Origin of the sequence: Methylocystis sp. JAN1 (assembly GCF_052186135.1) — a bacterium.
Lineage (GTDB): Bacteria > Pseudomonadota > Alphaproteobacteria > Rhizobiales > Beijerinckiaceae > Methylocystis.
Genome location: NZ_CP181499.1, coordinates 1,643,044 through 1,663,484, shown reverse-complemented (window position 1 = coordinate 1,663,484; position 20,441 = coordinate 1,643,044). Strand labels below are relative to the sequence as shown.

The 20,441-nt window shown below is 64.4% G+C and carries 22 protein-coding genes and 1 tRNA gene; 10 read left to right on the top strand and 13 right to left on the bottom strand.

Annotation, left to right across the window (positions count from 1 at the left end):
- Positions 1-38: 38 nt before the first annotated feature.
- The 7 genes from coaA to hisB form a co-directional block, all read right to left on the bottom strand.
- Complete coding sequence (gene coaA / locus ACNHKD_RS07780; protein WP_442756499.1) at positions 39-998, bottom strand: type I pantothenate kinase; 960 nt, start codon at positions 996-998, stop codon at positions 39-41.
- Positions 995-1,318: a phosphoribosyl-ATP diphosphatase gene (locus ACNHKD_RS07775; protein WP_442756498.1), complete on the bottom strand. Its 324-nt coding sequence runs from the start codon at positions 1,316-1,318 to the stop codon at positions 995-997. The genes coaA and ACNHKD_RS07775 overlap by 4 nt, the downstream gene beginning before the upstream one ends.
- 127 nt (positions 1,319-1,445) lie before the next feature.
- The gene (gene hisF / locus ACNHKD_RS07770; RefSeq protein ID WP_442756497.1) at positions 1,446-2,219 is read right to left on the bottom strand and encodes an imidazole glycerol phosphate synthase subunit HisF; all 774 of its coding nucleotides are present in this window, start codon (positions 2,217-2,219) and stop codon (positions 1,446-1,448) included.
- Positions 2,220-2,613: 394 nt separating this feature from the next.
- Positions 2,614-3,348 carry a 1-(5-phosphoribosyl)-5-[(5-phosphoribosylamino)methylideneamino]imidazole-4-carboxamide isomerase gene (gene hisA, locus ACNHKD_RS07765; protein WP_442756496.1) on the bottom strand — a complete coding sequence of 245 codons (735 nt, stop codon included), beginning with the start codon at positions 3,346-3,348 and terminating at the stop codon, positions 2,614-2,616.
- The gene (gene hisH, locus ACNHKD_RS07760; protein ID WP_442756495.1) at positions 3,345-3,995 is read right to left on the bottom strand and encodes an imidazole glycerol phosphate synthase subunit HisH; all 651 of its coding nucleotides are present in this window, start codon (positions 3,993-3,995) and stop codon (positions 3,345-3,347) included. Before hisH ends, hisA begins: the two co-directional genes overlap by 4 nt.
- The gene (locus tag ACNHKD_RS07755) at positions 3,992-4,399 is read right to left on the bottom strand and encodes a DUF2628 domain-containing protein (RefSeq protein ID WP_442756494.1); all 408 of its coding nucleotides are present in this window, start codon (positions 4,397-4,399) and stop codon (positions 3,992-3,994) included. Before ACNHKD_RS07755 ends, hisH begins: the two co-directional genes overlap by 4 nt.
- Positions 4,400-4,440: 41 nt before the next feature.
- Complete coding sequence (gene hisB / locus ACNHKD_RS07750; RefSeq protein ID WP_442756493.1) at positions 4,441-5,037, bottom strand: imidazoleglycerol-phosphate dehydratase HisB; 597 nt, start codon at positions 5,035-5,037, stop codon at positions 4,441-4,443.
- Between the two features lie 195 nt (positions 5,038-5,232).
- On the opposite strand from hisB, the gene ACNHKD_RS07745 reads away from it, so the two are divergent.
- The 3 genes from ACNHKD_RS07745 (at position 5,233) to hslU (ending at position 8,122) form a co-directional block, all read left to right on the top strand.
- A complete protein-coding gene (locus tag ACNHKD_RS07745) occupies positions 5,233-6,111 on the top strand; it encodes a hypothetical protein (protein WP_442756492.1) in 879 nt (292 codons plus the stop codon).
- A 143-nt stretch (positions 6,112-6,254) separates the two neighbouring features.
- Positions 6,255-6,818 (top strand): ATP-dependent protease subunit HslV, encoded by a 564-nt coding sequence (gene hslV, locus ACNHKD_RS07740; RefSeq protein WP_442756491.1) that lies wholly within the window; start codon positions 6,255-6,257, stop codon positions 6,816-6,818.
- On the top strand, positions 6,818-8,122 hold the full coding sequence (gene hslU, locus ACNHKD_RS07735) for an ATP-dependent protease ATPase subunit HslU (protein WP_442756490.1): 1,305 nt from the start codon (positions 6,818-6,820) through the stop codon (positions 8,120-8,122). The genes hslV and hslU overlap by 1 nt, the downstream gene beginning before the upstream one ends.
- On the opposite strand, the gene ACNHKD_RS07730 is transcribed toward hslU, so the two are convergent.
- Positions 8,112-8,600: a GNAT family N-acetyltransferase gene (locus tag ACNHKD_RS07730; protein WP_442756862.1), complete on the bottom strand. Its 489-nt coding sequence runs from the start codon at positions 8,598-8,600 to the stop codon at positions 8,112-8,114. The two genes, hslU and ACNHKD_RS07730, sit on opposite strands and share 11 nt — an antisense overlap.
- 128 nt (positions 8,601-8,728) lie before the next feature.
- On the opposite strand from ACNHKD_RS07730, the gene trpS reads away from it, so the two are divergent.
- Positions 8,729-9,763 (top strand): tryptophan--tRNA ligase, encoded by a 1,035-nt coding sequence (gene trpS, locus ACNHKD_RS07725; RefSeq protein ID WP_442756489.1) that lies wholly within the window; start codon positions 8,729-8,731, stop codon positions 9,761-9,763.
- A 180-nt stretch (positions 9,764-9,943) separates the two neighbouring features.
- Here trpS and glcF read toward each other — a convergent pair whose 3' ends face one another.
- Genes glcF through ACNHKD_RS07710 form a run of 3 tightly spaced genes read right to left on the bottom strand, consistent with a single transcriptional unit; the run spans position 9,944 to position 13,928 of the window.
- Positions 9,944-11,221 carry a glycolate oxidase subunit GlcF gene (gene glcF / locus ACNHKD_RS07720; RefSeq protein WP_442756488.1) on the bottom strand — a complete coding sequence of 426 codons (1,278 nt, stop codon included), beginning with the start codon at positions 11,219-11,221 and terminating at the stop codon, positions 9,944-9,946.
- The gene (gene glcE, locus ACNHKD_RS07715; RefSeq protein WP_442756487.1) at positions 11,221-12,438 is read right to left on the bottom strand and encodes a glycolate oxidase subunit GlcE; all 1,218 of its coding nucleotides are present in this window, start codon (positions 12,436-12,438) and stop codon (positions 11,221-11,223) included. The genes glcF and glcE overlap by 1 nt, the downstream gene beginning before the upstream one ends.
- The gene (locus ACNHKD_RS07710; protein ID WP_442756486.1) at positions 12,438-13,928 is read right to left on the bottom strand and encodes an FAD-linked oxidase C-terminal domain-containing protein; all 1,491 of its coding nucleotides are present in this window, start codon (positions 13,926-13,928) and stop codon (positions 12,438-12,440) included. The genes glcE and ACNHKD_RS07710 overlap by 1 nt, the downstream gene beginning before the upstream one ends.
- A 249-nt stretch (positions 13,929-14,177) precedes the next feature.
- Here ACNHKD_RS07710 and ACNHKD_RS07705 point away from each other — a divergent pair, with 249 nt between their 5' ends.
- On the top strand, positions 14,178-14,588 hold the full coding sequence (locus ACNHKD_RS07705; RefSeq protein WP_442756485.1) for a GlcG/HbpS family heme-binding protein: 411 nt from the start codon (positions 14,178-14,180) through the stop codon (positions 14,586-14,588).
- 79 nt (positions 14,589-14,667) lie between these two features.
- Here ACNHKD_RS07705 and ACNHKD_RS07700 read toward each other — a convergent pair whose 3' ends face one another.
- On the bottom strand, positions 14,668-14,976 hold the full coding sequence (locus tag ACNHKD_RS07700) for a DUF3572 family protein (protein WP_442756484.1): 309 nt from the start codon (positions 14,974-14,976) through the stop codon (positions 14,668-14,670).
- Between the two features lie 88 nt (positions 14,977-15,064).
- Between ACNHKD_RS07700 and ACNHKD_RS07695 the strand changes: the two genes are divergently transcribed.
- The 4 genes from ACNHKD_RS07695 (at position 15,065) to ACNHKD_RS07680 (ending at position 18,011) form a co-directional block, all read left to right on the top strand.
- Positions 15,065-15,439: a response regulator gene (locus ACNHKD_RS07695; protein ID WP_442756483.1), complete on the top strand. Its 375-nt coding sequence runs from the start codon at positions 15,065-15,067 to the stop codon at positions 15,437-15,439.
- 14 nt (positions 15,440-15,453) lie between these two features.
- Positions 15,454-16,815, top strand: a complete 1,362-nt coding sequence (locus tag ACNHKD_RS07690; RefSeq protein WP_442756482.1) for a PleD family two-component system response regulator — start codon at positions 15,454-15,456, stop codon at positions 16,813-16,815.
- A gap of 123 nt (positions 16,816-16,938) precedes the next feature.
- Positions 16,939-17,014 (top strand) — tRNA-Ala (locus tag ACNHKD_RS07685).
- A 562-nt stretch (positions 17,015-17,576) separates the two neighbouring features.
- The gene (locus ACNHKD_RS07680) at positions 17,577-18,011 is read left to right on the top strand and encodes a hypothetical protein (protein ID WP_442756481.1); all 435 of its coding nucleotides are present in this window, start codon (positions 17,577-17,579) and stop codon (positions 18,009-18,011) included.
- Positions 18,012-18,134: 123 nt separating this feature from the next.
- Here ACNHKD_RS07680 and ACNHKD_RS07675 read toward each other — a convergent pair whose 3' ends face one another.
- Positions 18,135-18,938 (bottom strand): hypothetical protein, encoded by an 804-nt coding sequence (locus ACNHKD_RS07675; RefSeq protein ID WP_442756480.1) that lies wholly within the window; start codon positions 18,936-18,938, stop codon positions 18,135-18,137.
- Positions 18,939-19,351: 413 nt separating this feature from the next.
- On the opposite strand from ACNHKD_RS07675, the gene ACNHKD_RS07670 reads away from it, so the two are divergent.
- Positions 19,352-20,440, top strand: a complete 1,089-nt coding sequence (locus ACNHKD_RS07670; RefSeq protein ID WP_442756479.1) for a polysaccharide pyruvyl transferase family protein — start codon at positions 19,352-19,354, stop codon at positions 20,438-20,440.
- The last annotated feature ends 1 nt before the right edge of the window (position 20,441 follow it).

Genomic DNA, 20,441 nt, shown 5'->3' with positions numbered 1-20,441 from the left:
CTCGCTTCGCTCGACCTCTCCCCGCGTGCGGGGAGAGGTTAAAGCTTCCGTAGCGCCACTTCCTCGATCCTGTGATCGGCGCCCTTGGTCAGGATCAGACTCGCCCGCGGCCGCGTCGGCGCGATGTTCTGGCGCAGATTTTCGAGATTGATGCGCGTCCAGATGTCCTTCGCGACGCGCACCGTCTCCTCGTCGGAGAGGTCCGCGAATTTACGAAAGTAGGAGCGCGGGTCGCGGAAGGCCGTCTCGCGCAGGCGCAGAAATCTCTCGACATACCAGCGCTCCAGCAGCTCTTCGCTGGCGTCGAGGTAGACCGAGAAGTCGAAGAAATCCGAAACGAAGGGAATTTCCTTCGGCTGGCGCGAGGGGCGCGCGGCGAGGACGTTGACGCCCTCGACGATAAGAATGTCGGGACCGTCGACGCATGTCGTCTCGCCGGGCAGCACGTCATAGACGAGATGCGAATAGACCGGCGCGCAGACATGACGCTGGCCCGCCTTCACGGCGGAGAGAAAGCGCAGCAGCGCCCTGTTGTCGTAGCTTTCGGGAAAGCCCTTCTTCTCCATCAAGTCTTCGCGTTCGAGCACGGCGTTGGGGAGGAGAAAGCCGTCGGTCGTGATGAGCTCGACTTTTGGCGTATTGGGCCAGCGCGACAGCATCGCCTTGAGGATGCGCGCCGTCGTGGATTTGCCGACGGCGACCGAGCCCGCGACGCCGATAATGTAGGGCACCTTGCCATCCTCGGCGCCGAGAAAGCGCTGCGTCGCCTTGAAGAGACCCTGCGTCGCCGCAACGTAAAGCGCGAGCAGGCGCGAGAGCGGCAGATAAATTTCGATGACTTCTTCGAGCGAGATCGGATCGCCGACGGATTTGAGTCGCGTCAGATCATCCAGGTTCAGCGTCAGCGGCGTGTCGGCGCGCAGGCTCGCCCATTCGGCGCGGGTGAAACGGCGATAGGGCGAGATCAAACCGTTTTCCTGCGCGCCGAGATCGTTCATTTCGGCGCTCCGCGCGACGCCTTTTCCGCAAGGCCCGATTGCGACGTGCGGCGGCCGAGCTCGGCGACGACTTCCGCGAGCGTCACGTCGCGGGCTTCGAGCAGCACCAGCAGATGGTAGAGCACGTCGGCGGCCTCGCTGGTCAGCGCCTTCCTGTCGCCCTCCATCGCGGCGATGACGGCCTCGAACGCCTCCTCGCCGAATTTCTTCGAAATGCGCGGGACGCCGGCGTCGAAGAGCTGCCTGGTGTAGGAGTTCGAAGCGGTGTCGCTGCGGCGCGATTTGATGAGGGCGGCGAGGTCGTCGAGGGTGAAGGTCATTGGCGGCCTCTGCGTTCGGCGCATAGCGACCCCGACCCTCCCCCTTTCAGGGGAAGGGGGCGCAGATCGACGTGTTCGTTCCCTCTCCCTGAAAGGGGGAGGGCCAGGGAGGGGGTCAGTCGAAACATCATGCCTCCAAACCGTCCAGCCGCATCGGCAGGCCCGCCGCCGCCATGTGCCGCTTCGCCTGCGGGATCGTGTATTCGCCGAAGTGGAAGATCGACGCCGCGAGCACGGCGGTCGCATGGCCCTCGCGAATGCCGGCGACGAGGTGATCGAGATCGCCAACGCCGCCCGAGGCGATGACCGGCACGGTCACGGCGTCCGCCACGGCGCGCGTCAGCGCAATGTCGAAGCCGATCCTGGCGCCGTCGCGGTCCATGGAGGTGAGCAGGATTTCCCCTGCCCCGAGCGCCGTCACTTCGCGCGCATATTTGACGGCGTCGATGCCGGTCGGGCGGCGGCCGCCATGGGTGAAGATCTCCCACTTGTCAGGCCCTACCTGCTTCGCGTCGATGGCGACGACGATGCATTGCGCGCCGAATTTCTCCGCCGCCTCGCGCACGAATTGCCGGTTCGAGACGGCGGCCGTGTTGATCGAGGCCTTGTCGGCGCCGGCGAGGAGCAGATTGCGGATGTCGTCAAGCGTGCGCACGCCGCCGCCGACGGTGAGCGGCATGAAGCAGGCCTCCGCGGTGCGCCGCACGACTTCGAACAGAATGCCGCGATTTTCATGGCTCGCGGTGATGTCGAGGAAGCAGAGTTCGTCGGCGCCGGCGGCGTCATAGGCGATGGCGCATTCGACCGGATCGCCGGCGTCGCGCAGATCGACGAAATTGACGCCCTTGACGACGCGGCCTTCCTTCACGTCGAGGCACGGAATGACGCGGGCTTTCAGCATCAGGCGGCCTCGGATGCCGTTGGGGTAGCGACCAAATCCATCCTCAAAGAATCTCGCAGTTCGCTGATCACTACCCGAGGCGGCCTCGTCCTTCGAGACGCGAGCTTCGCTCGCTCCTCAGGATGAGGCCTAACATCTTGGGCCAAGAAAAAGCCCCTCATGCTGAGGAGCCCGCAAAGCGGGCGTCTCGAAGCGGGAGGGGCGTCAACCACAATGTCGGCGGCGCCCCATGCCTCCCCTTTACGGGGAGGTCGGCGGTCGAAGGCCGCCGGGTGGGGTTCCAGCGGCGACAGCAGTGATGCGGGCTGGACCCCACCCGTCGCAGCTTTGCTGCGCCACCCTCCCCGTAAAGGGGAGGGATTTGCTCGCGACCGGCGTTCGTGCGCTTGCATCATCACGCCCGCGCCTTCTTAATCAGCGCCAGCGCCTCCGCCGGATCGAGGCGCCCGTCGTAAAGCGCGCGCCCGGTAATCGCGCCCGCGAGTTTCGCGCAGTCGGGTTGCAGGAGGCGCTCGATATCCGCAAGCGAGGCGAGGCCGCCAGACGCGATGACGGGAATGGTCAGCGCATTGGCGAGCGCGAGCGTCTGCTCGATGTTCAGCCCGGTGAGAATTCCGTCGCGCGCAATGTCGGTGTAGATGATCGCCGCGACGCCGGCGTCCTCGAAGCTTTGGCCCAGATCGAGCGCCGACATGCGCGTGGTGCGCGCCCAGCCGTCGACGGCGACCATGCCGTCCTTGGCGTCGATGCCCACTGCGACGCGGCCCGGATAGACGCGCGCGGCCTCGCGCACGAAGGATGGGTCCCGCACCGCCGCCGTGCCGATGATGACGCGCGCGACGCCTTTCTCCAGCCAGCCCGAGAGCGTGCGCATGTCGCGAATGCCGCCGCCGAGCTGGACCGGGATCGCCAGCGCGCCGAGAATGGCCTCCACGGCCTCGGCGTTGCGCGGGGCGCCGGCGAAGGCCCCGTCGAGATCAACGACATGCAGATATTCGAAGCCCTGGCCCTCGAAGGCGCGGGCCTGTTCGGCGGGATCGTCGTTGAAGACCGTGGCGCGGTCCATGTCGCCTTGCGCGAGACGGACGCACTGGCCTTCCTTCAGATCGATCGCGGGAAACAGAATCACGGGCGCCACCTCAGGAAATTTGCGATGAGAGCGAGGCCGAGCCTCTGGCTCTTTTCGGGATGGAATTGAACGCCGACGAGATTGTCGCGCGCGACGGATGCGGTGAGCGGCGCGCCGTAATCGGTCGTCGCCAGCACATGGGCCGGATCGGCCGGCGTCAGGTGATAGGAGTGGACGAAATAGGCGTGCAGGCCCTTTTCGCCCGTGGGAACGCCGGAAAAGACCGGATGCTCGCGCGCAAGCGACAACGTGTTCCAGCCCATATGCGGAATCTTGAGCGACGGGTCTTTCGGCCGGATCGCGACCACGTCGCCGCCGACCCAGCCGAGGCCGGGCGTCTCGCCATGCTCCAGACCGCGCGCGGCCATGAGCTGCATGCCGACGCAAATGCCGAGGAAAGGCCGGCCGCGCTGAATGGCGGCCTCCTGAAGCGCGTCGTAAAGGCCGGGCAAGGCCAGGAGACCGCCGCGACAATCGGCGAAGGCGCCGACGCCCGGGAGCACGAGGCGCTCGGCGTTCCGCACGGCGTCGGGATCGTTCGTGACGCTGATCGCGCCGTCGAGACCCGCCTCGCGGGCGGCGCGCTCGAAAGCCTTCTGCGCCGAATGCAGATTGCCGGAACCGTAATCGATGATGACTGTCGTCAAGCGCCGCTCTCCGCGGGAAGCGTTTGGGGGGAGCGGGCGCGCAGGCGGCCGAAATAGACCTCCTCCGCCTCCTCCTCATTGTCGGCGATCACCACGTCCTTCTCCGCATAGCCGCGCCGACGCAAGGACCATGCAATGACGCGGTCACCTTCGAAGCCGAGGATCAGCGCGGCCGCGAGGCCGACGAAGGACATTGCGCTCTTGTTTATCTTCAAGATCTCCCCCGCCCCGCCGATCACGACAAGCAGCAGCGTCCATGCGGCCGCCGCAATCCAGGCGCGCTTCCAGAGCAGCCAGATGGGGCCGAAGATGAAACCCGGCCATGAAAAGCCCTCGCGCAAAAACCTGATCTTCTCCGGCGCCGACTCGCCCGCCGCCGGCGAGTGAACGGTAAAAACGGCCATGGGCTCCCCTCCTCGTCTGGACGCTTTGAACCGACCGCCGCTCAGGCGGTCAGCGTGCCCTTGGTGGAGGGCGCCTCGCCCTGAACGCGGCGCGGGTCGATCGCGACCGCCTTGCCGAAGGCGCGGGCGAAACCCTTGAAGGCGCTTTCGGCGATATGATGGCTGTTGACGCCCTTCAGACTGTCGATATGCAATCCGATGCGCGCCTGAACGGCGAAGGCCTGAAAGAATTCGCGCATCAGCTCGGTGTCGAATTCGCCGATGCGCGCCGCCGGGAAATTGACGTCATAGACAAGGAAAGGACGGCCCGAGACGTCCGCCACGACGCGGGTCAACGCCTCGTCGAGCGGAACGTGGGCGTCGCCATAGCGGGCGATTCCCTTACGGTCGCCGAGCGCCTTGTCCACCGCCTGGCCCAAGGCGAGGCCGACATCCTCCACCGTGTGGTGGCCGTCAATGTGCAGATCGCCCTTGGCGAGCACCGTCAGATCGAGCGGCGCGTGGCGGGCAATCTGGTCGAGCATATGGTCGAAAAAGCCGATTCCCGTCGAAATGTCGGATTTCCCCCCGCCATCGAGGTCGACGACGACGGTGATCGCGGTTTCCTTGGTGTTGCGCTCGATCTTGGCGCTGCGCATTGAGAAAAGGCCTTCCGAAAGACGCCGCCGAAACGTCCATCGGCCGCGCGCCGCCAGCTTGTAGCAATTTCGTTGCAACCGCGCCACCCGTATGGACGGCCGCTTCACTCCGCTGGCCGTTTGGCCTGGGCGGCCCTATGATCGCGCTCAAGGTCGGATAAAACGAGTTTTTCGGGGGATGATATGAGACCTGCGATGCTTGCCCTGCCCGCGCTCCTGCTGGGCCTCGCCGCCGCGGCCGGGACGCCCGAGGAGGACTATATCGCGGCGCGCGACGCGGCGATCGCCAGGATCAAGAAGATCGAAGAGAAGAAGCCCGACGCCGACGTCAGCAAGATCGACCGGAAGGCGCTCGCCGATCTGGAGAAGCGTCTCCAGGCCATGATCGGCGACCTCTCGGTCAAGCCCTACCCGGCGAAGGGGAAGATCGGCTTCGAGAGCCTCTCGGACGACGAGGTGGGCTCCGGCGGCCTCGACGGCCTGCGATTCGCCAAGGGCGACGACGGCCCGCAGGTCTATGTGACGACGGACGGCCTCGCCGTGAAATGGATCGCGAGACCTGAGGAGTGGTGGACGAAGAAGAGCAAGACCCCGCCCGGCCTCGACGAGGCGCTGGCGAATGACGAGTTCTACACATTCGCGGTCGGCGAGGACGCGGCGCTCTCCAGGACCGCCGATCTGCCGATTTCAAAGCCCGAGGGCGCAACTTTCGCCCATGCCCTGCTCGGCGGCTGGGCGCAGGATATCGGCCCCAATCCCGAACAGGAGATCATCGTCGCCGTACGCAAGGATGGAAAGATCTATATCGCCGAGGAGAAGGCGAAGAATTACAAGCTCATCCCCGCCTGCGAGGCGATGTGGAAGGAATCCGAAAAGAAGACGGAAGCGCTCTTCAAGAAATATCAGGCGAGCGGCGCCAAGGACGAGAAGATTTTCAATTTCTATACGGCCGAGCAGGAGAAGGGCGACCGCGATTACCGCAATTGCTACAGCGAGCGCGCGCCGAAGGAAGCCTTCTTCCCCGCGCTGGTGAAGGAGGCGCAGGAGATCGCTGACCGGTTCGGCGCGAAATAACCGGGTTGCGCGTCTGAAGGCGCGCGGTCCGGCAAGGGCCCGGGGACCCGCGCGCCTTCACGCCCGTCCGCCGTTCGCCCCGCCCTTGCTCGGGCGACGCGAAGCCCCTACATCCGCCTGATATATTGCTCCGGAAGGCAACAATGGAAAGCGAAAGCGGGAAGTCGCCGCTCATGCATGCGACGACGATTATCCTAGTGAAGAAACAGGGAGAAACGGTTATCGCCGGCGACGGCCAGGTCAGCCTCGGCCAGACGATCATGAAGGGCAACGCGAAGAAGGTGCGCCGTCTCGGCAAGGGCGACGTGATCGCGGGCTTCGCCGGGGCGACCGCCGACGCCTTCACCCTTTTCGAGCGGCTGGAGACGAAGCTCGAGCAATATCCGGGACAGCTCACCCGCGCCTGCGTGGAGCTCGCCAAGGACTGGCGCATGGACCGCTATCTGCGCCGGCTGGAGGCGATGATGCTCGTCGCCGACAGGCAGGTGGGGCTCGTGCTCACGGGCTCGGGCGACGTGCTGGAGCCGGAGCCTTCGGAAGGCGGGGCCGTCGCCGCCATCGGCTCGGGCGGCAATTACGCCCTCGCCGCCGGCCGCGCGCTGATCGACACGCAAGCCGACGCCGAGACGATCGCGCGCCGCGCGATGAACATCGCCGCCGACATCTGCGTCTATACGAATCATAATATCGTGGTGGAGAAAATTTAATGGCCGACTTCTCTCCCCGCGAGATCGTCTCCGAACTCGACCGCTTCATCGTCGGGCAGCACGACGCCAAGCGCGCCGTCGCCATCGCGCTGCGCAACCGCTGGCGCCGTCTTCAGCTCGAAGGGCAGATGCGCGAGGAGGTGATGCCGAAGAACATTCTCATGATCGGCCCGACGGGCTGCGGCAAGACCGAGATCGCGCGCCGTCTCGCGAGGCTCGCCAATGCGCCCTTCCTCAAGGTCGAGGCCACGAAATTCACCGAGGTCGGCTATGTCGGCCGCGACGTTGAGCAGATCGTGCGCGACCTGATCGAGGTCGCGCTCGTGATGGTCAAGGAGAAGCGCCGCAAGGACGTGCAGGCGCGCGCCGAAAAGGCCGCCGAGGAGCGCCTGCTCGACGCGCTCGTCGGCCCCGCCGCCTCGCCCACGACGCGCGAGACGTTCCGCAAGCGGCTGCGCGACGGCGAATTGGAAGACAAGGAAGTCGAGGTCGAGCTGCAGCAATCGAGCGGGAACATGCCCATGTTCGAATTGCCGAACATGCCTGGCGGCGGCAGCGTCTCGGCCTTCTCGCTCGGCGACATTTTCGGGCGGATGCAGCGCGGTAAGCCGCGCAAGCTCACGGTTCAGGAGGCGCGCACGCCGCTCGTCGCGGAAGAGAGCGACAAGCTTATCGACCAGGAGGCGAGCGTCCGCGAGGCGATTCACGAGGTCGAGAATAACGGCATCGTCTTCATCGACGAGATGGACAAGATCTGCGCCCGCGAAGGCCGCGGCGGCGCCGACGTGTCGCGCGAGGGCGTGCAGCGCGATCTGCTGCCGCTGATCGAAGGCACGACGGTCGCGACGAAGCACGGGCCGGTGAAGACCGACCATGTGCTCTTCATCGCCTCGGGCGCCTTCCATGTCGCGAAGCCATCGGATTTGCTCCCCGAGCTTCAGGGCCGCCTGCCGATCCGCGTGGAGCTGGCCTCGCTCAACGAGGAGGACTTCCGCCGCATCCTCACAGAGACGGAAGCCTGCCTCACCAAACAATATGCGGCGCTGATGGGCACGGAAGGCGTGACCCTGGAATTCGCGCCCACGGCAATCGACGCCATCGCGAAAGTAGCGGTGGCGGTGAACACCTCAGTCGAGAATATCGGCGCGCGCCGCCTGCAGACGGTGATGGAGCGCGTGCTGGACGACATCAGCTTCACGGCGTCGGACCGCGCGGGCGAGATGATCGTGATCGACGGCGAATTCGTCGAGAAACATATTGGAGATCTGGCGAAGAACCGGGATTTGAGCCGGTTTATTCTGTAAGGTCCTTGAGCCGCGCGACGAGAGTCATGGCGTTCGAGGGACATTCGACGAAGCCGCGATTCATATAAAAGCGCTTCGCGTCTTCGGAGAGCGCGTGGACAAGAAGGCCTGCGACGCCGCCAAATTCGGCGGCGGCGCAGGTGCGGATGACCGCGTCGCGGAGAAGCAGCGATCCGAGCATGCGCCCCTGTTCGGAGCGATCGACGGCGAGGCGCCCAAGAACAAAAACCGGCATAGGATCCGGCATATTGCGACGCGGCCGTCCCGGCGCCTCGTTCGAGGCGATCGCTCCGGCCGCCAGCGCGTAATAACCCATGACGCGCTCATCCCGGCAGACGACGAATGTCCGCGAGGCGCTGCTCATCTGGTTCGCCAGCGCTCGGCGCCGCAGCCAGTCGTCGAGCGCCGCGACGTCGCAATCGAACAGACTGACGCCGTGCCGCTCGCCAAGCGGCGCAGGGGCGGAGAGCGGCGTCAGTTTTCCCACGTTCCTGTAAAGACAATGTATATTTGTCGAGACCGCGCGGTCAACCTTCGCGCACTTGCGCTGACGGCCCGGCATTGCCATAAACCGGGCCGACATTCTCAACCGCGACGGCGTATCCCATGTCCACGTTTCCGCAGCGCGTCTTCTCCGGCGTGCAGTCCACCGGCAATCTGCATCTCGGCAATTATCTCGGCGCGATCGTTAAATTCGTCGAGTTGCAGAAGGCCTTCGAGTGCCTTTATTGCGTCGTCGACCTGCACGCGATCACGGTTCCCCAGGACCCGATCGCGCTGCGCGACAATACGCGCGAGATCGCGGCGGCCTTCCTCGCCTGCGGCATCGACCCCAAGAAGAATATCGTCTTCAACCAGAGCCAGGTGGCGGAGCACGCCGAGCTCGCCTGGGTGCTGAATTGCGTCGCGCGCATCGGCTGGCTGAACCGCATGACGCAGTTCAAGGACAAGGCCGGCAAGGACCGCGAGAACGCCTCCATGGGCCTTCTCGATTATCCCGTGCTGATGGCCGCCGACATCCTTATCTATCGCGCGACGCATGTGCCGGTCGGCGACGACCAGAAGCAGCATCTGGAGCTTGCGCGCGACATCGCGCAGAAGTTCAATAACGATTTCGGTCCCTCCATCGAGCGCAACGGCTTCGGCGGCGCCTTCTTCCCCTTGCCCGAGCCGCTGATCTCCGGCCCCGCGACGCGCGTGATGAGTCTGCGCGACGGCACGAAGAAAATGTCGAAATCGGACGCCTCCGATTATTCGCGCATCAATCTCTCGGACGACGCCGATCAGATCGCGCAGAAGGTGAAGAAGGCCAAGACCGATCCCGAGCCCCTGCCCTCCGAGGAAAAAGGGCTGGAGGGGCGGCCCGAGGCGGACAATCTCGTCGGCATCTTCGCGGCGCTCTCGGGGCGAAGCAAGGCGGACATTCTCACGGAATTTGGCGGCGCGAACTTTTCCACCTTCAAGAACGCGCTCGTCGATCTCGCCGTCGCGAAACTGTCGCCGATCACCGCCCAGATGCGCCGCATTCGCGAGGACGAAGGCTATATCGATCAGGTGCTGCGCGACGGCTCCGAACGCGCCCGCGCCATCGCCCGCGAGAATATGAACGCGGTGAAGGACATTGTGGGGTTTTTGAGGTAAGAGCGAGGCGCCGTCATTGCGAGAGGCGATCGGGTTGAACAATCATCCTGCGTAGTTGGCGCCCAATACCTCCCCTTTACGGGGAGGTCGGCGGTCGAAGACCGCTTCGCGGGGCCACCCCCTAAAGGGGAGGGATTCGCTCACGCCCGGGGCGTTCACCCTGTTAGCCTGACCACGCCTTCACGCCGCCTCCGGCTTCGGCCCGCCCGTCGCCCAGTCAAGAAGCTCGACCGTGTGCACGATCGGGATCGCGGTTCCCCCGCCGATCTGCACGATGCAACCCAGATTGCCGGCGGCGATCACATCGGGCGCGACGCTCTCAATATTGGCCACCTTGCGCGCGCGAAGCTGGTCGGCCAGCTCCGATTGCAGAAGATTGTAAGTCCCGGCAGAGCCGCAACAGATATGCCCCTCGGGCGCGGCGACGACCTCGAAGCCGGCGCGGGCGAGCGCTTCTACCGGCTGCCGCGTGACTTTCTGGCCGTGCTGAAGCGAACAGGCCGCGTGATAGGCGACTTTCAGACGCGGCGCCGAACCTTGCAGATCGAGCTTTTCGACAATCTCGCTCACGTCGCAAGCCAGCGCCGAAATGCGGGCGGCCTTTTCCGCGAGCGCTGCGTCGTTGCGGAACATGAAGCCGTAATCCTTCACGCTCGTCCCGCAGCCGGACGTATTGACGACGATATGGTCGAGTCCGCGCGATTCAATCTCACGGGTCCATGCTTCGATATTGTCGCGCGCGAAGGCGTGCGACTGATCCACCTTGCCCAGATGATGCGGCAGCGCGCCGCAGCAGCCGGCGCCTTCGGCGACGACCACCTCGACGCCGTGGCGCGTCAGCAGCCGCACGGTCGCTTCGTTTATGCGCGTGTCGAGCACGGTCTGCGCGCAGCCGTTCAGAAGCGCGACGCGCATTTTGCGTCCGCCCTGCGCGGGAAAGACCTGCGGCCGGTCGATCTCGGAAGGCGCCGGAAGCGTCTTCGGCGCGAGAGTGAAAAGCGCATGAAGGCGTTCGGGCAGGAATCCCGCGAAAGGCGCGAGGATTTTGGCGGCGCGCAACGCCAGCCGGAACACGGCCGGGCGCGGCAGCACGAAGGCGAGCAGCGCGCGCAGCGCCCTGTCCTGCAAAGGCCGCCGATACGTCCTCTCGATATGGGCGCGCGCATGGTCGACGAGGTGCATGTAATGCACGCTGGACGGACAGGTCGTCATGCAGGAAAAGCAGGAGAGGCAGCGGTCGATGTGGCGCGCCGTGCGCGCGTCGGCCGGACGCTCGTTCTCCAGCATCTCCTTGATGAGATAAATGCGGCCGCGCGGGCTGTCGAGCTCGTCGCCCGTCAGCAGATAGGTCGGGCAGGTCGCGGTGCAGAAGCCGCAATGCACGCAGGCGCGCAGAATTTTCTCCGACTGCGCCATGTCCGGGTCCGCAAGCGCGGCGAGCGAGAAATGCGTCTGCATCAGAAGGACTCGCGCATACGGCCGCGCTCCAGAATATGCGCGGGATCGAAGCTCTCCTTCACGCGCCTTGTGAGCGCGGCGAGCGGCGCAGGCTGCGGGTGAAACACGTCCACGCTCATCCGCGCCTCGTCCGAAGCGCGGATGAGCGTCGCATGACCGCCATGTGCGTCGACGGCGGCGCGAACCGCGGCCGCGTGAGCGTCGGGCGCCGACTCAAGACACAGCCAGATCATCCCGCCCGCCCAGTCGTAGAAATGCGCCAGAATCGGCGCGCCGGCGCGGCGAAGCGCTTCGATCACCTTGAATCCGTCCGTCGGCGCGACGGAGATGCGCCAGATCTTGCCCGTAAGAGACGCGATCGGCGCCGCGTCGCGCAGCGACGCCCAGAGCGCGACCGACTCCTCATGGGCCAATGTTTCGAAATGCGCGCCGTTCTCACGCAGTTCAGCGATGAGCGCGTCGCGGCGCGTGACGACGGAAATCTCGGGGCCTTCGAGACGCAGCAAGGCGGCGTTTTCGGCATAGCCGAGCGGCTCGGCGCCGGCGGGCAGCATGGCGAGGGAAGACACTTCGTTCGGCGTGCCGGAGGCGCGGCGCAAGGCGGCGAGGCTTTGCGCCTCGTCGAGGCCGAGAACCAGCAAGGTCTGCTCCGTCTCGGCCTTGGGCAGCACTTTCAGCGTCACTTCGGTCAGAAGCGCGAGCGTGCCGTACGAGCCGCAGACAAGCTTGGAAAGGTCGTAGCCGGTGACGTTCTTCATCACTCGACCGCCCGATTTCACGATCTCGCCGCGCCCCGTGACGCAATGAAAGCCCAGCAGATGGTCGCGCGCGGCGCCTGCCTTGACGCGGCGGGGGCCCGAGGCGTTAACCGCAATGACGCCGCCGATCGTGGCGCTCTTCGTCGCGCCGCCGAGAAGCGGCGCATAATCCATCGGCTCGAAGGCGAGCTGCTGATTATGCGCGTCGAGCAGGGCCTCGATCTCGCGCAAGGGAGCGCCCGCGCGCGCGGAGAGAACAAGCTCCTCCGGCTCGTAGAGCGTCACGCCCGAGAGCGCACGGGTCGACAATTCCTGCGGCTGCGGCGCATGGCGGCCGAGCCGTTTCTTCGTGCCCGCGCCGATAATGCCGACGGGGGTCTTGCGGGCGTTCGCGATGCGCAACGCTTCCGCCGCGTCGACGGCGTCTCGAACTTCCAGCGAAGCGATCGCGGCGTCCATCAGAACCTCGGCAGATCCGGAAAAGGCGTCTTGCCGCCCGAGACATGCATCATGCCGAATTCGGCGCAGCGATGCAGCGTCGGGAAGACCTTGCCGGGATTGAGGCGGTTCGCCGGGTCGAAGGCGCATTTGACGCGCAATTGTTGCTCAAGATCCGTCTCGTTGAACATCTCGCCCATCAGATCGCGCTTCTCGACGCCGACGCCATGCTCGCCGGTCAGCACGCCGCCGACGGACACGCAGAGGCGCAAAATGTCGAAGCCCACGCGCTCCGCGCGCTCGATGTCGCCCTCAATCGATGAGTCGTACAATATCAGCGGATGCAGATTGCCGTCGCCCGCGTGAAAGACATTGGCGACCTGCAGGCCTTCGCGTCTGGCGATTTCGTCCATGCCTTCGAGCACTTCGGGCAGGCGCGCGCGCGGGATCGTGCCGTCCATGCAGAGATAATCCGGCTTGATGCAGGAGACCGCCGGGAACGCGTTCTTGCGCCCCGCCCAGAATTGCAGGCGCTCGGCCTCGCTGTGCGAAATCTTCGTCGTGGTCGCGCCTTCCTCGCGCGCGATTCCTTCCACGAGGCCGACGAGATGATCCACCTCCGCCTGCGCGCCGTCGAGCTCGACGATGACGATGGCCTCGGCGTCGAGCGGATAGCCGCAGGGCTGGAAGCGCTCGACGGCGTGGATGGTCTTCCTGTCCATCATCTCCATGCCGCCGGGAATGATCCCGCGCGCAATCACCGCGCCGACGAAGCGCGCGCCGGCCGTAACGCTCGGGAAGCCGACGAGCAGGCCGCGCGCCACGGCGGGCTTCTGCAAAATGCGCACGGTGACTTCCGTGACGACGCCGAGAAGTCCTTCCGAGCCCGTCATCAATCCCAGGAGATCGTATGCCTCGCTGTCGAGATGCTTGCCGCCGAGGCGAACGACCTCGCCGCCCATCAGCACGACTTCGAGACCGAGTATATTGTTCGTCGTCAGCCCGTATTTGAGGCAATGCACGCCGCCCGCATTCTCCGCGACATTGCCGCCGATGGAGCAGGCGATCTGCGACGACGGATCGGGCGCGTAATAGAAGCCCCTGCCCTCAACCGCCTTGGAAATGGCGAGGTTCTGCACGCCGGGCTGCACGCGCGCGCAGCGGTTTTCGTAATCGATCTCAAGGATGCGGTTGAACTTCGACATGCCGAGAAGAATGCCGTCCTCGAGCGGCATGGAGCCCCCCGAAAGCGACGTGCCGGCGCCGCGCGGCACGATCTTGACGTTCATCTCGGCGGCGAGCGCGAGAATGACGCTCACCTGCGCAACGGTCTCGGGCAGCGCGACCACGAGCGGCAGCGCGCGATACATGGTGAAGGCGTCGCACTCATAGGCGCGCCGCGCCGTCTCATCGACAATGAGATCGGGCGCCGGCAGAATGTCGCGCAACCGCGCGATCAGCTCGTCCCGGCGCGCGAGAATGTCCGGCTCCGGCGCGGGCATGATGAGCATTGTTCTCGCGCCTCCCTGCGCCTCCAGCGCCGCCGTCGCCACAGCGTTGCGCGGATCCTCCCGCCGTGGGAGTTCTCCCTCTCCGGCCTCGCGAATTTTCCCTAGTCGAGGCGCAGAATGGGCGCAAGCCCGGAACCATCGCCAGGATGATCTGGCGAACTCTGCGCGCCTGAAGGCGCGGTCCAGGAAAGCGCCGCCGGACCGCGAGCCTTCACGCTCGCCTCAACCCATAGCCAAGGGGAAACGATTATGAAAATGAAGTTCGTCCTCACGCTCGCCGACGCCAAGCGGGTCGCGGCCGCGGCCGCTCAGGAGGCGCAGCGCAACGGCTGGAGCGTCGTCATCGCCATTGTCGACGACGCCGGCCTGCCCGTCTATCTGGAGCGTTTGGACGGCGTGCAGCCGGCCTCGTGCGATATCGCCCAGGCGAAGGCGCGGTCCGCGGCGCTGTTCAAGCGTCCCACAAAGGCGCTCGAAGAAACCGTCGCCAGCGGCCGCGCGGCGCTGCTCAGCCTCCCCCATATCACGCCGGTGGAAGGCGGGCTGCCGCTCCTGCACGAGGGTCAGGTCGTCGGCGCGATCGGCGTATCCGGCGTGCAATCCTTTGAGGACGGCGTGGTGGCGAAGGCCGGAGCCGACGCGCTCGCCGCCGAAATTTAACGATCTATTTACATTGCGCAAAAAAGGGCGGGGAAGCGTCGCCTTACGCGCGATGCAAAGAGGGTGTGAATAGCGTAACTCAAGCTTCGCCGCCGCCCAAAGCCCGACGGGCGCGCCCCACGGATTCGGGCGGCAGCGACTCGGACGCGACGAATTCGAGAAGCATCGCTTCGTCGCCCGCCACATGGTCGAGAACCGCAAGATGAAAGCCATGATCGCCAAGCAGATCGCGCAGATCGCCGGCGTCGAGTCCGGTCAGGGCCAGGAAGCGCGCGACGCGCTCTTCGTCGCGGGCGAGAAAGGCGAGCGCGCGCAAAGCAAGCTCGGCTGCGGGCGGCTCCGCGGCCTTCGCGCGGCGAGGATCATGCAATTCGCGACTGACTTTCATTAATCTTCCCATGCTATCGGTCGCTGAAACGGTCCGGCCTTTGATCCTTTTGCCGCTTCAAAGCCGCCGCGTCTCTAGAGTTGGCTCCATGAAAAAGACCGTCCTCATCGTAGAGGATAACGAACTCAATATGAAGCTCTTCAACGATCTGTTGGAGGCGAACGGTCATGCGACGCTTCGGACGAAAAGCGGCGTGGAAGCGATCTCGCTGGCGCGCGAGCGCCGTCCCGACCTGATCCTGATGGACATTCAGCTGCCTGAAGTGAGCGGGCTGGAGGTCACGCGCTGGCTGAAGGACGACGACGAGCTGAAACACATTCCCGTCATCGCCATTACCGCTTTCGCCATGAAGGGCGACGAAGAGAAAATCCGCCAGGGCGGTTGCGAGGCTTATCTCTCGAAGCCGATCTCGGTTGCCAAATTCCTCGAGACGGTGAATTCTTTCCTTGCGGAAAAGAAGTAGGAGACGTCAGCAATATGACCGCACGCGTCCTGATCGTTGACGATCTCCTGCCCAACATCAAGCTGCTGGAAGCGCGTCTCTCCGCAGAATATTTCGACGTCGTCGCCGCGACGAACGGCCCCGAGGCGCTGGAGCTGTGCCGCGACGGGCGCTGCGACATCGTTCTCCTGGACGTCATGATGCCGGGCATGGACGGCTTCGAAGTCTGCACGCGCCTGAAATCGGATCCGGCGACCTTGCATCTGCCGGTCGTCATGGTCACCGCGCTGGACCAGCCAGCCGACCGCGTGCGCGGCCTCGAATGTGGCGCGGACGACTTCCTCACCAAGCCCGTTGACGAGATGGCGCTCATCGCCCGCGTCCGGTCGCTGACGCGCCTCAAGATCATGCTCGACGAGCTGCGCGCCCGCGCCAACACGTCGGCCAATCTCGGTCTTTCGTCGCGGGAGCCCAATGATGGCGAGCGCGGCCGCATTCTGCTCGTGGAGGACCGTCCGGGCTCCTCCGACCGCATCGTCGCGGCGCTGCGCGATTACCACGACATCGAGATCGAGAGTTATCCGCAGGAAGCGCTTTTCCGCGCCGCGGAGAACAATTACGAGCTCGTGATCGTGAGCCTGAACCTGATGGATTTCGACGCGCTGCGCTTGTGCAGCCAACTTCGGTCGCTCGAGCGCACGCGCTCGATTCCAATCCTACTTCTCGCCGATCTGGAAGACCGTCAGCGCGTGCTGCGCGGCCTCGATCTCGGCGTGAACGACTACATCATGCGTCCCATCGACCGCAACGAGCTGGTCGCGCGCGTCCGCACGCAGTTGCGCCGCAAACGCTACACGGACAGTCTGCGCGACAATGTCCAGGCGGCGATCGAACTCGCCGTCGTCGATGCGCTCACCGGCCTCAACAATCGCCGCTTCCTCGAAACGCATCTCGCCAATGCGCTCGATCAGGCGGCGCATAAGGGTCAACCGCTGTCGCTGATGATCCTCGACATCGACCACTTCAAATCGGTCAACGACACCTATGGGCACGACGCGGGCGACGAGGTGCTCAAGACCTTCGCGCAGCGGATCAAGCGCGTGCTGCGCGGGGCCGACCTCGTCTGCCGCCTGGGCGGCGAGGAATTCGTCGTCGTCATGCCCGACACGTCGTTGGGCGTCGCCGAGCGCATCGCCGAGCGCGTGCGCGCGGCGGTCGAAGGGGACAAGTTTCCGATCGACCCGAAAGCGACGCGGACGATCCCGATCACGACCTCGATCGGCCTCGCCGAACGCGGGGCGGACGCCAATGCCGACGCCCTCCTGCGCCGCGCCGACAAGGCGCTCTACGCCTCGAAATCCTCGGGCCGCAACCGCGTCACCGCCGCCGCCGCCTAGCTTGCGGCCTTTTCGACGCAAAATCGAAAGTCGGGCTTGCAGGTCGAGCCCGGCTGAACTATACAGCGCCCGTCGACAACGCGTTGGCCGAAGCTTCCCCCAAAGAGGCGGGTAAAATAGGATGGGGCCATAGCTCAGTTGGGAGAGCGCTTCAATGGCATTGAAGAGGTCGTCGGTTCGATTCCGTCTGGCTCCACCAAGAAAATCAAGATCTTAGAGATCCATCAAATTCGAGGGGAAGGGGCCGGCTCAACCGGGGCCATCGCTTTCCTTGTTCGCGATGACTGGTCTCGATATTCTCAGGTCGATGTAATTAACTCTCCGCATCAGCAAACACGATTCCGCAACGCACTGCTTGCTCGCTGAAATCATCGCGTCATTGGAGCGGCGGAACTCACGCACCGCCACGGAAAAATCGTGAAGCCAAGCGCCTGCTTGCGCGTCGGGAGGACGCCGAGAAATGGGGGGTTTCGCTGGCATGCGCGCGCTCGTCATCGCTGTAAGCGGGAGCGCTTATGTCTCTCAGCCGCCGACGGGCCTACGGTTCGGAATCCCCGGCGATGTCCTAAATCTAGGACGCTCGGACGCAAAAAGCGAGCGCGTCGGCAAGCGCAGATCAGCGACCATCCGCCCCGAGGCCTTTAGCGACGATTCGACTTGGTAAAGTTACCAAGCTTTCTTCCTTGTCGAAAACCTCCGACAGGAGAAAGCTGGCGTCGGAACCTGGGGGGACATCGGGGGCGATGCAGGGAGGGCGCGTCATGCGCGACGTGTTCGCGGTTCTGGAGTCGGCTGAGACTCTGCTCGAAATTGCTCATTTCTATCGAGAACTAAGCCAGCGAATCCCGGGCGAGGTATCCAAAGGCGATGACGCGCGCCAGCTCGCCCGCGTTCTTGGAATAAAGGTTCCGGCCGTTCTCGAGGGCGCCGCGATTCAGCCCGTCCCGGACGACGAGCACGAGAAGGATCCCAGGCCGAGAATCGTTATCAAGTTCCCTGAGGAGAATCTCTGCGACCATGGCCCGGTGGGAACCGCCGAGCGCGGAAAGGGCGGCGGCTCGTCTAAACAGTGCTGGGAGAACTGCTGGGGCGCATTGGTCGGAAAAGTCTGCCTCAAGGTGTGTGCCGATTGCACATTGAAGGGCGCCAAGGTCTCCTGCACCGTTACCCTAACCGTGAGCGCATCCATCTTTTAAGAATTTTACCAGCTCCCTCCGACAGCGACGGGATCTGCTCACGCGCTGAATTTTCAGGCGCATTCATATTTGGCGCGCGGGCGTCTTCTGCGTCCGGGCGATCCCGTCTAAACGCGGCGTGATCTACCGACTCCAGCTTTTGATGAGTCCGCTTATGGTTTCGGTCACGGCGACGGCGAAAGAGGGCAATCCCTTCGGCTCCTGATCCGCTCGACCGGGAGGCGGCGCCGGGATCTGTTTGCTCGTGACTTTCGGTCTCTTGGTCTTTTCAAACGACGCCTTCGCCCTGGCGAGTTTCATGGCGTTCGTCCGCTGCGCGTCCAGGGCCTGCGCGTCCGCTTCGACGCGGGCGGCCTCGCCGGGCGCCGCTTTCGCGACAGACGGCGGGGCAAGCGGCTCCGGGAAAGACTGGCCTTTGATCAGGGGAAAAGCGTGATCCGGCTCCGCCGGATCGTCCGCGGGCTCCGCCTCCTTTCCCTTCGCCTGCGCCCGCTGGCGGTTTTCGGAGAAAAGCCGATGAACCTCGCGCTCGAACGCTTCGACCGAGAGTCCCTCTGCGTGGTTTTCGGTTGCGGGCGCCTTCGCCTCTTTCAAGGCGGAGGCGGCCTGTCGCGAGCCCGTCTCAGCCGAACGCAATGCAGAGCCATTCTCGCTCTGCAGACGCTCCGCGACGGCCGCCGTCGATCCGCCTCCAATTTGCCGGTCGATCAGGAAGCACCAAACGACGCTGGCGACCCAAAGGAAGATGATGACGGCCATGGTGCGGTCGAGCGTCTGGATCGCCGTGCGGGCCTTCCAAGAGGCGCCCTTCGCCGCCGCCTGCCGCTTCCTTGCCGGCCGCGCCGTCTTGCCAAAGGAGGCGCCGAGAATGCGCTCCGCCGCCTCGGCGCGGCGCAATCCTCTTTCGAGCTCCTCCAGCATCGCCATCAAACGCTGGTCTACCGCTGAGATACTTATGCCGCTACTTCCAGGCTGCATTTTCGTCACTCGTCGCCCAAGCGCCCGAACGCTTTCAAACCCACCAACGAGGGTAAGGTTAACATTGTCTTTAACCGTGTCTCCCAGAAAACGTCCTAAAGGTTAATTCCACCGGCGCGGGGCGGCGCATGCGTCTACGAAGACGGCGAAGCGCCGCGCCCTCGCTCGACCGCCGCACGCCGGAGCGCGTTGGCGAAGGCGAGCCCGGTTTTCACATGAACTCAACGCAAAACGTCAACATCGCCGCTCGCGACCGCATCATGGGAGCCAAAGCTGGAACGCAGTCGTTGAACGAGCGCTAGGATGATGATAAATCACATGAAATCACTTTGTGTCGCAGGGACGGGATGAGAATATTTCTGATGGGCGCCTCGCCCAGCCTCGGTACGCCGCGCCCCGACACCTGGACGAAGCGCCTGGCCGCCACTGGAGGGAACTCCGGCAACCAGGTCATCGCCTACGGCCTGCTGAAGACGCTGGCCTATGATTCCGTCAGTTGGGATCATTCGCGCGGCCCGGAATATGTGAATGCGAACTTTGACCATATCGTTATCGCGGCCGCCAATTTTCTTTTCGAAGCCTTCGATTTCGGGGGGATGGCGAACTTCATCGAGCGGACGAACCTGCCCTTGTCGATTATCGGCCTCGGCGCCCAGTCGAATGACTATTCCTCCGACGTGAAGCTCCTGCCGGGAACGGAGAGATTTCTTTCGCTCGTCGCGGAGCGAGCCGCGCGGATCGGCGTGCGGGGAGATTTTACCGGCTCCGTCCTGACGAAGCGCGGCATCAAAAACTTTCAGGTGACGGGATGCCCGTCATTCTACATGTCGAGGAACGCAGGCTTGCACTTCAGATGCAACGCTGGCGAAAAGAATCTGAAAGTCGCGATCAACGCGTCACGTGACGTTCTGAAGCACACTTTCGACAAAGACGTCATGTGGAGGGTCATTCGACGCCTCGTTTCCGAGGCGGTGCAGTATGACGCGCTCTTTGTCGCGCAGACAGAGGCCCAGGAAATCACGCTTGCCGACGAGCAGGGCGGCGCAGCCGCGTTGAACGCCTGTAATGCGCTCGCAAGTCTCTTCGCCGGCGTCGCGGACGACCGTAAGCTCAGGAGCTGGCTCCGAACCCGGATGCGCATCTACTGGGATGTCGATGATTGGCTTGACGAGATGAGGACGGTCGACTTCGTCGTAGGAACGAGGTTTCATGGCGGGATGGTCGGTTTGCAGGCCGGCGCGCCGACTGTGGTCATTTCCCACGACACCAGGGTAAGCGAGATGTGTGAGTTCTTTCACGTCCCGCAAGTCGACATCCGTGAGCTTGACGAGTTTGACATCCCGTCGCTCCTGCTGACTTTTGACCCGACAAAGGTAAAAGCGCGATACGACGCGTTGCTGCCGCACTACCGGGATTTTCTATTGGCCAACGGACTTGTACCCGCGTGGTGAT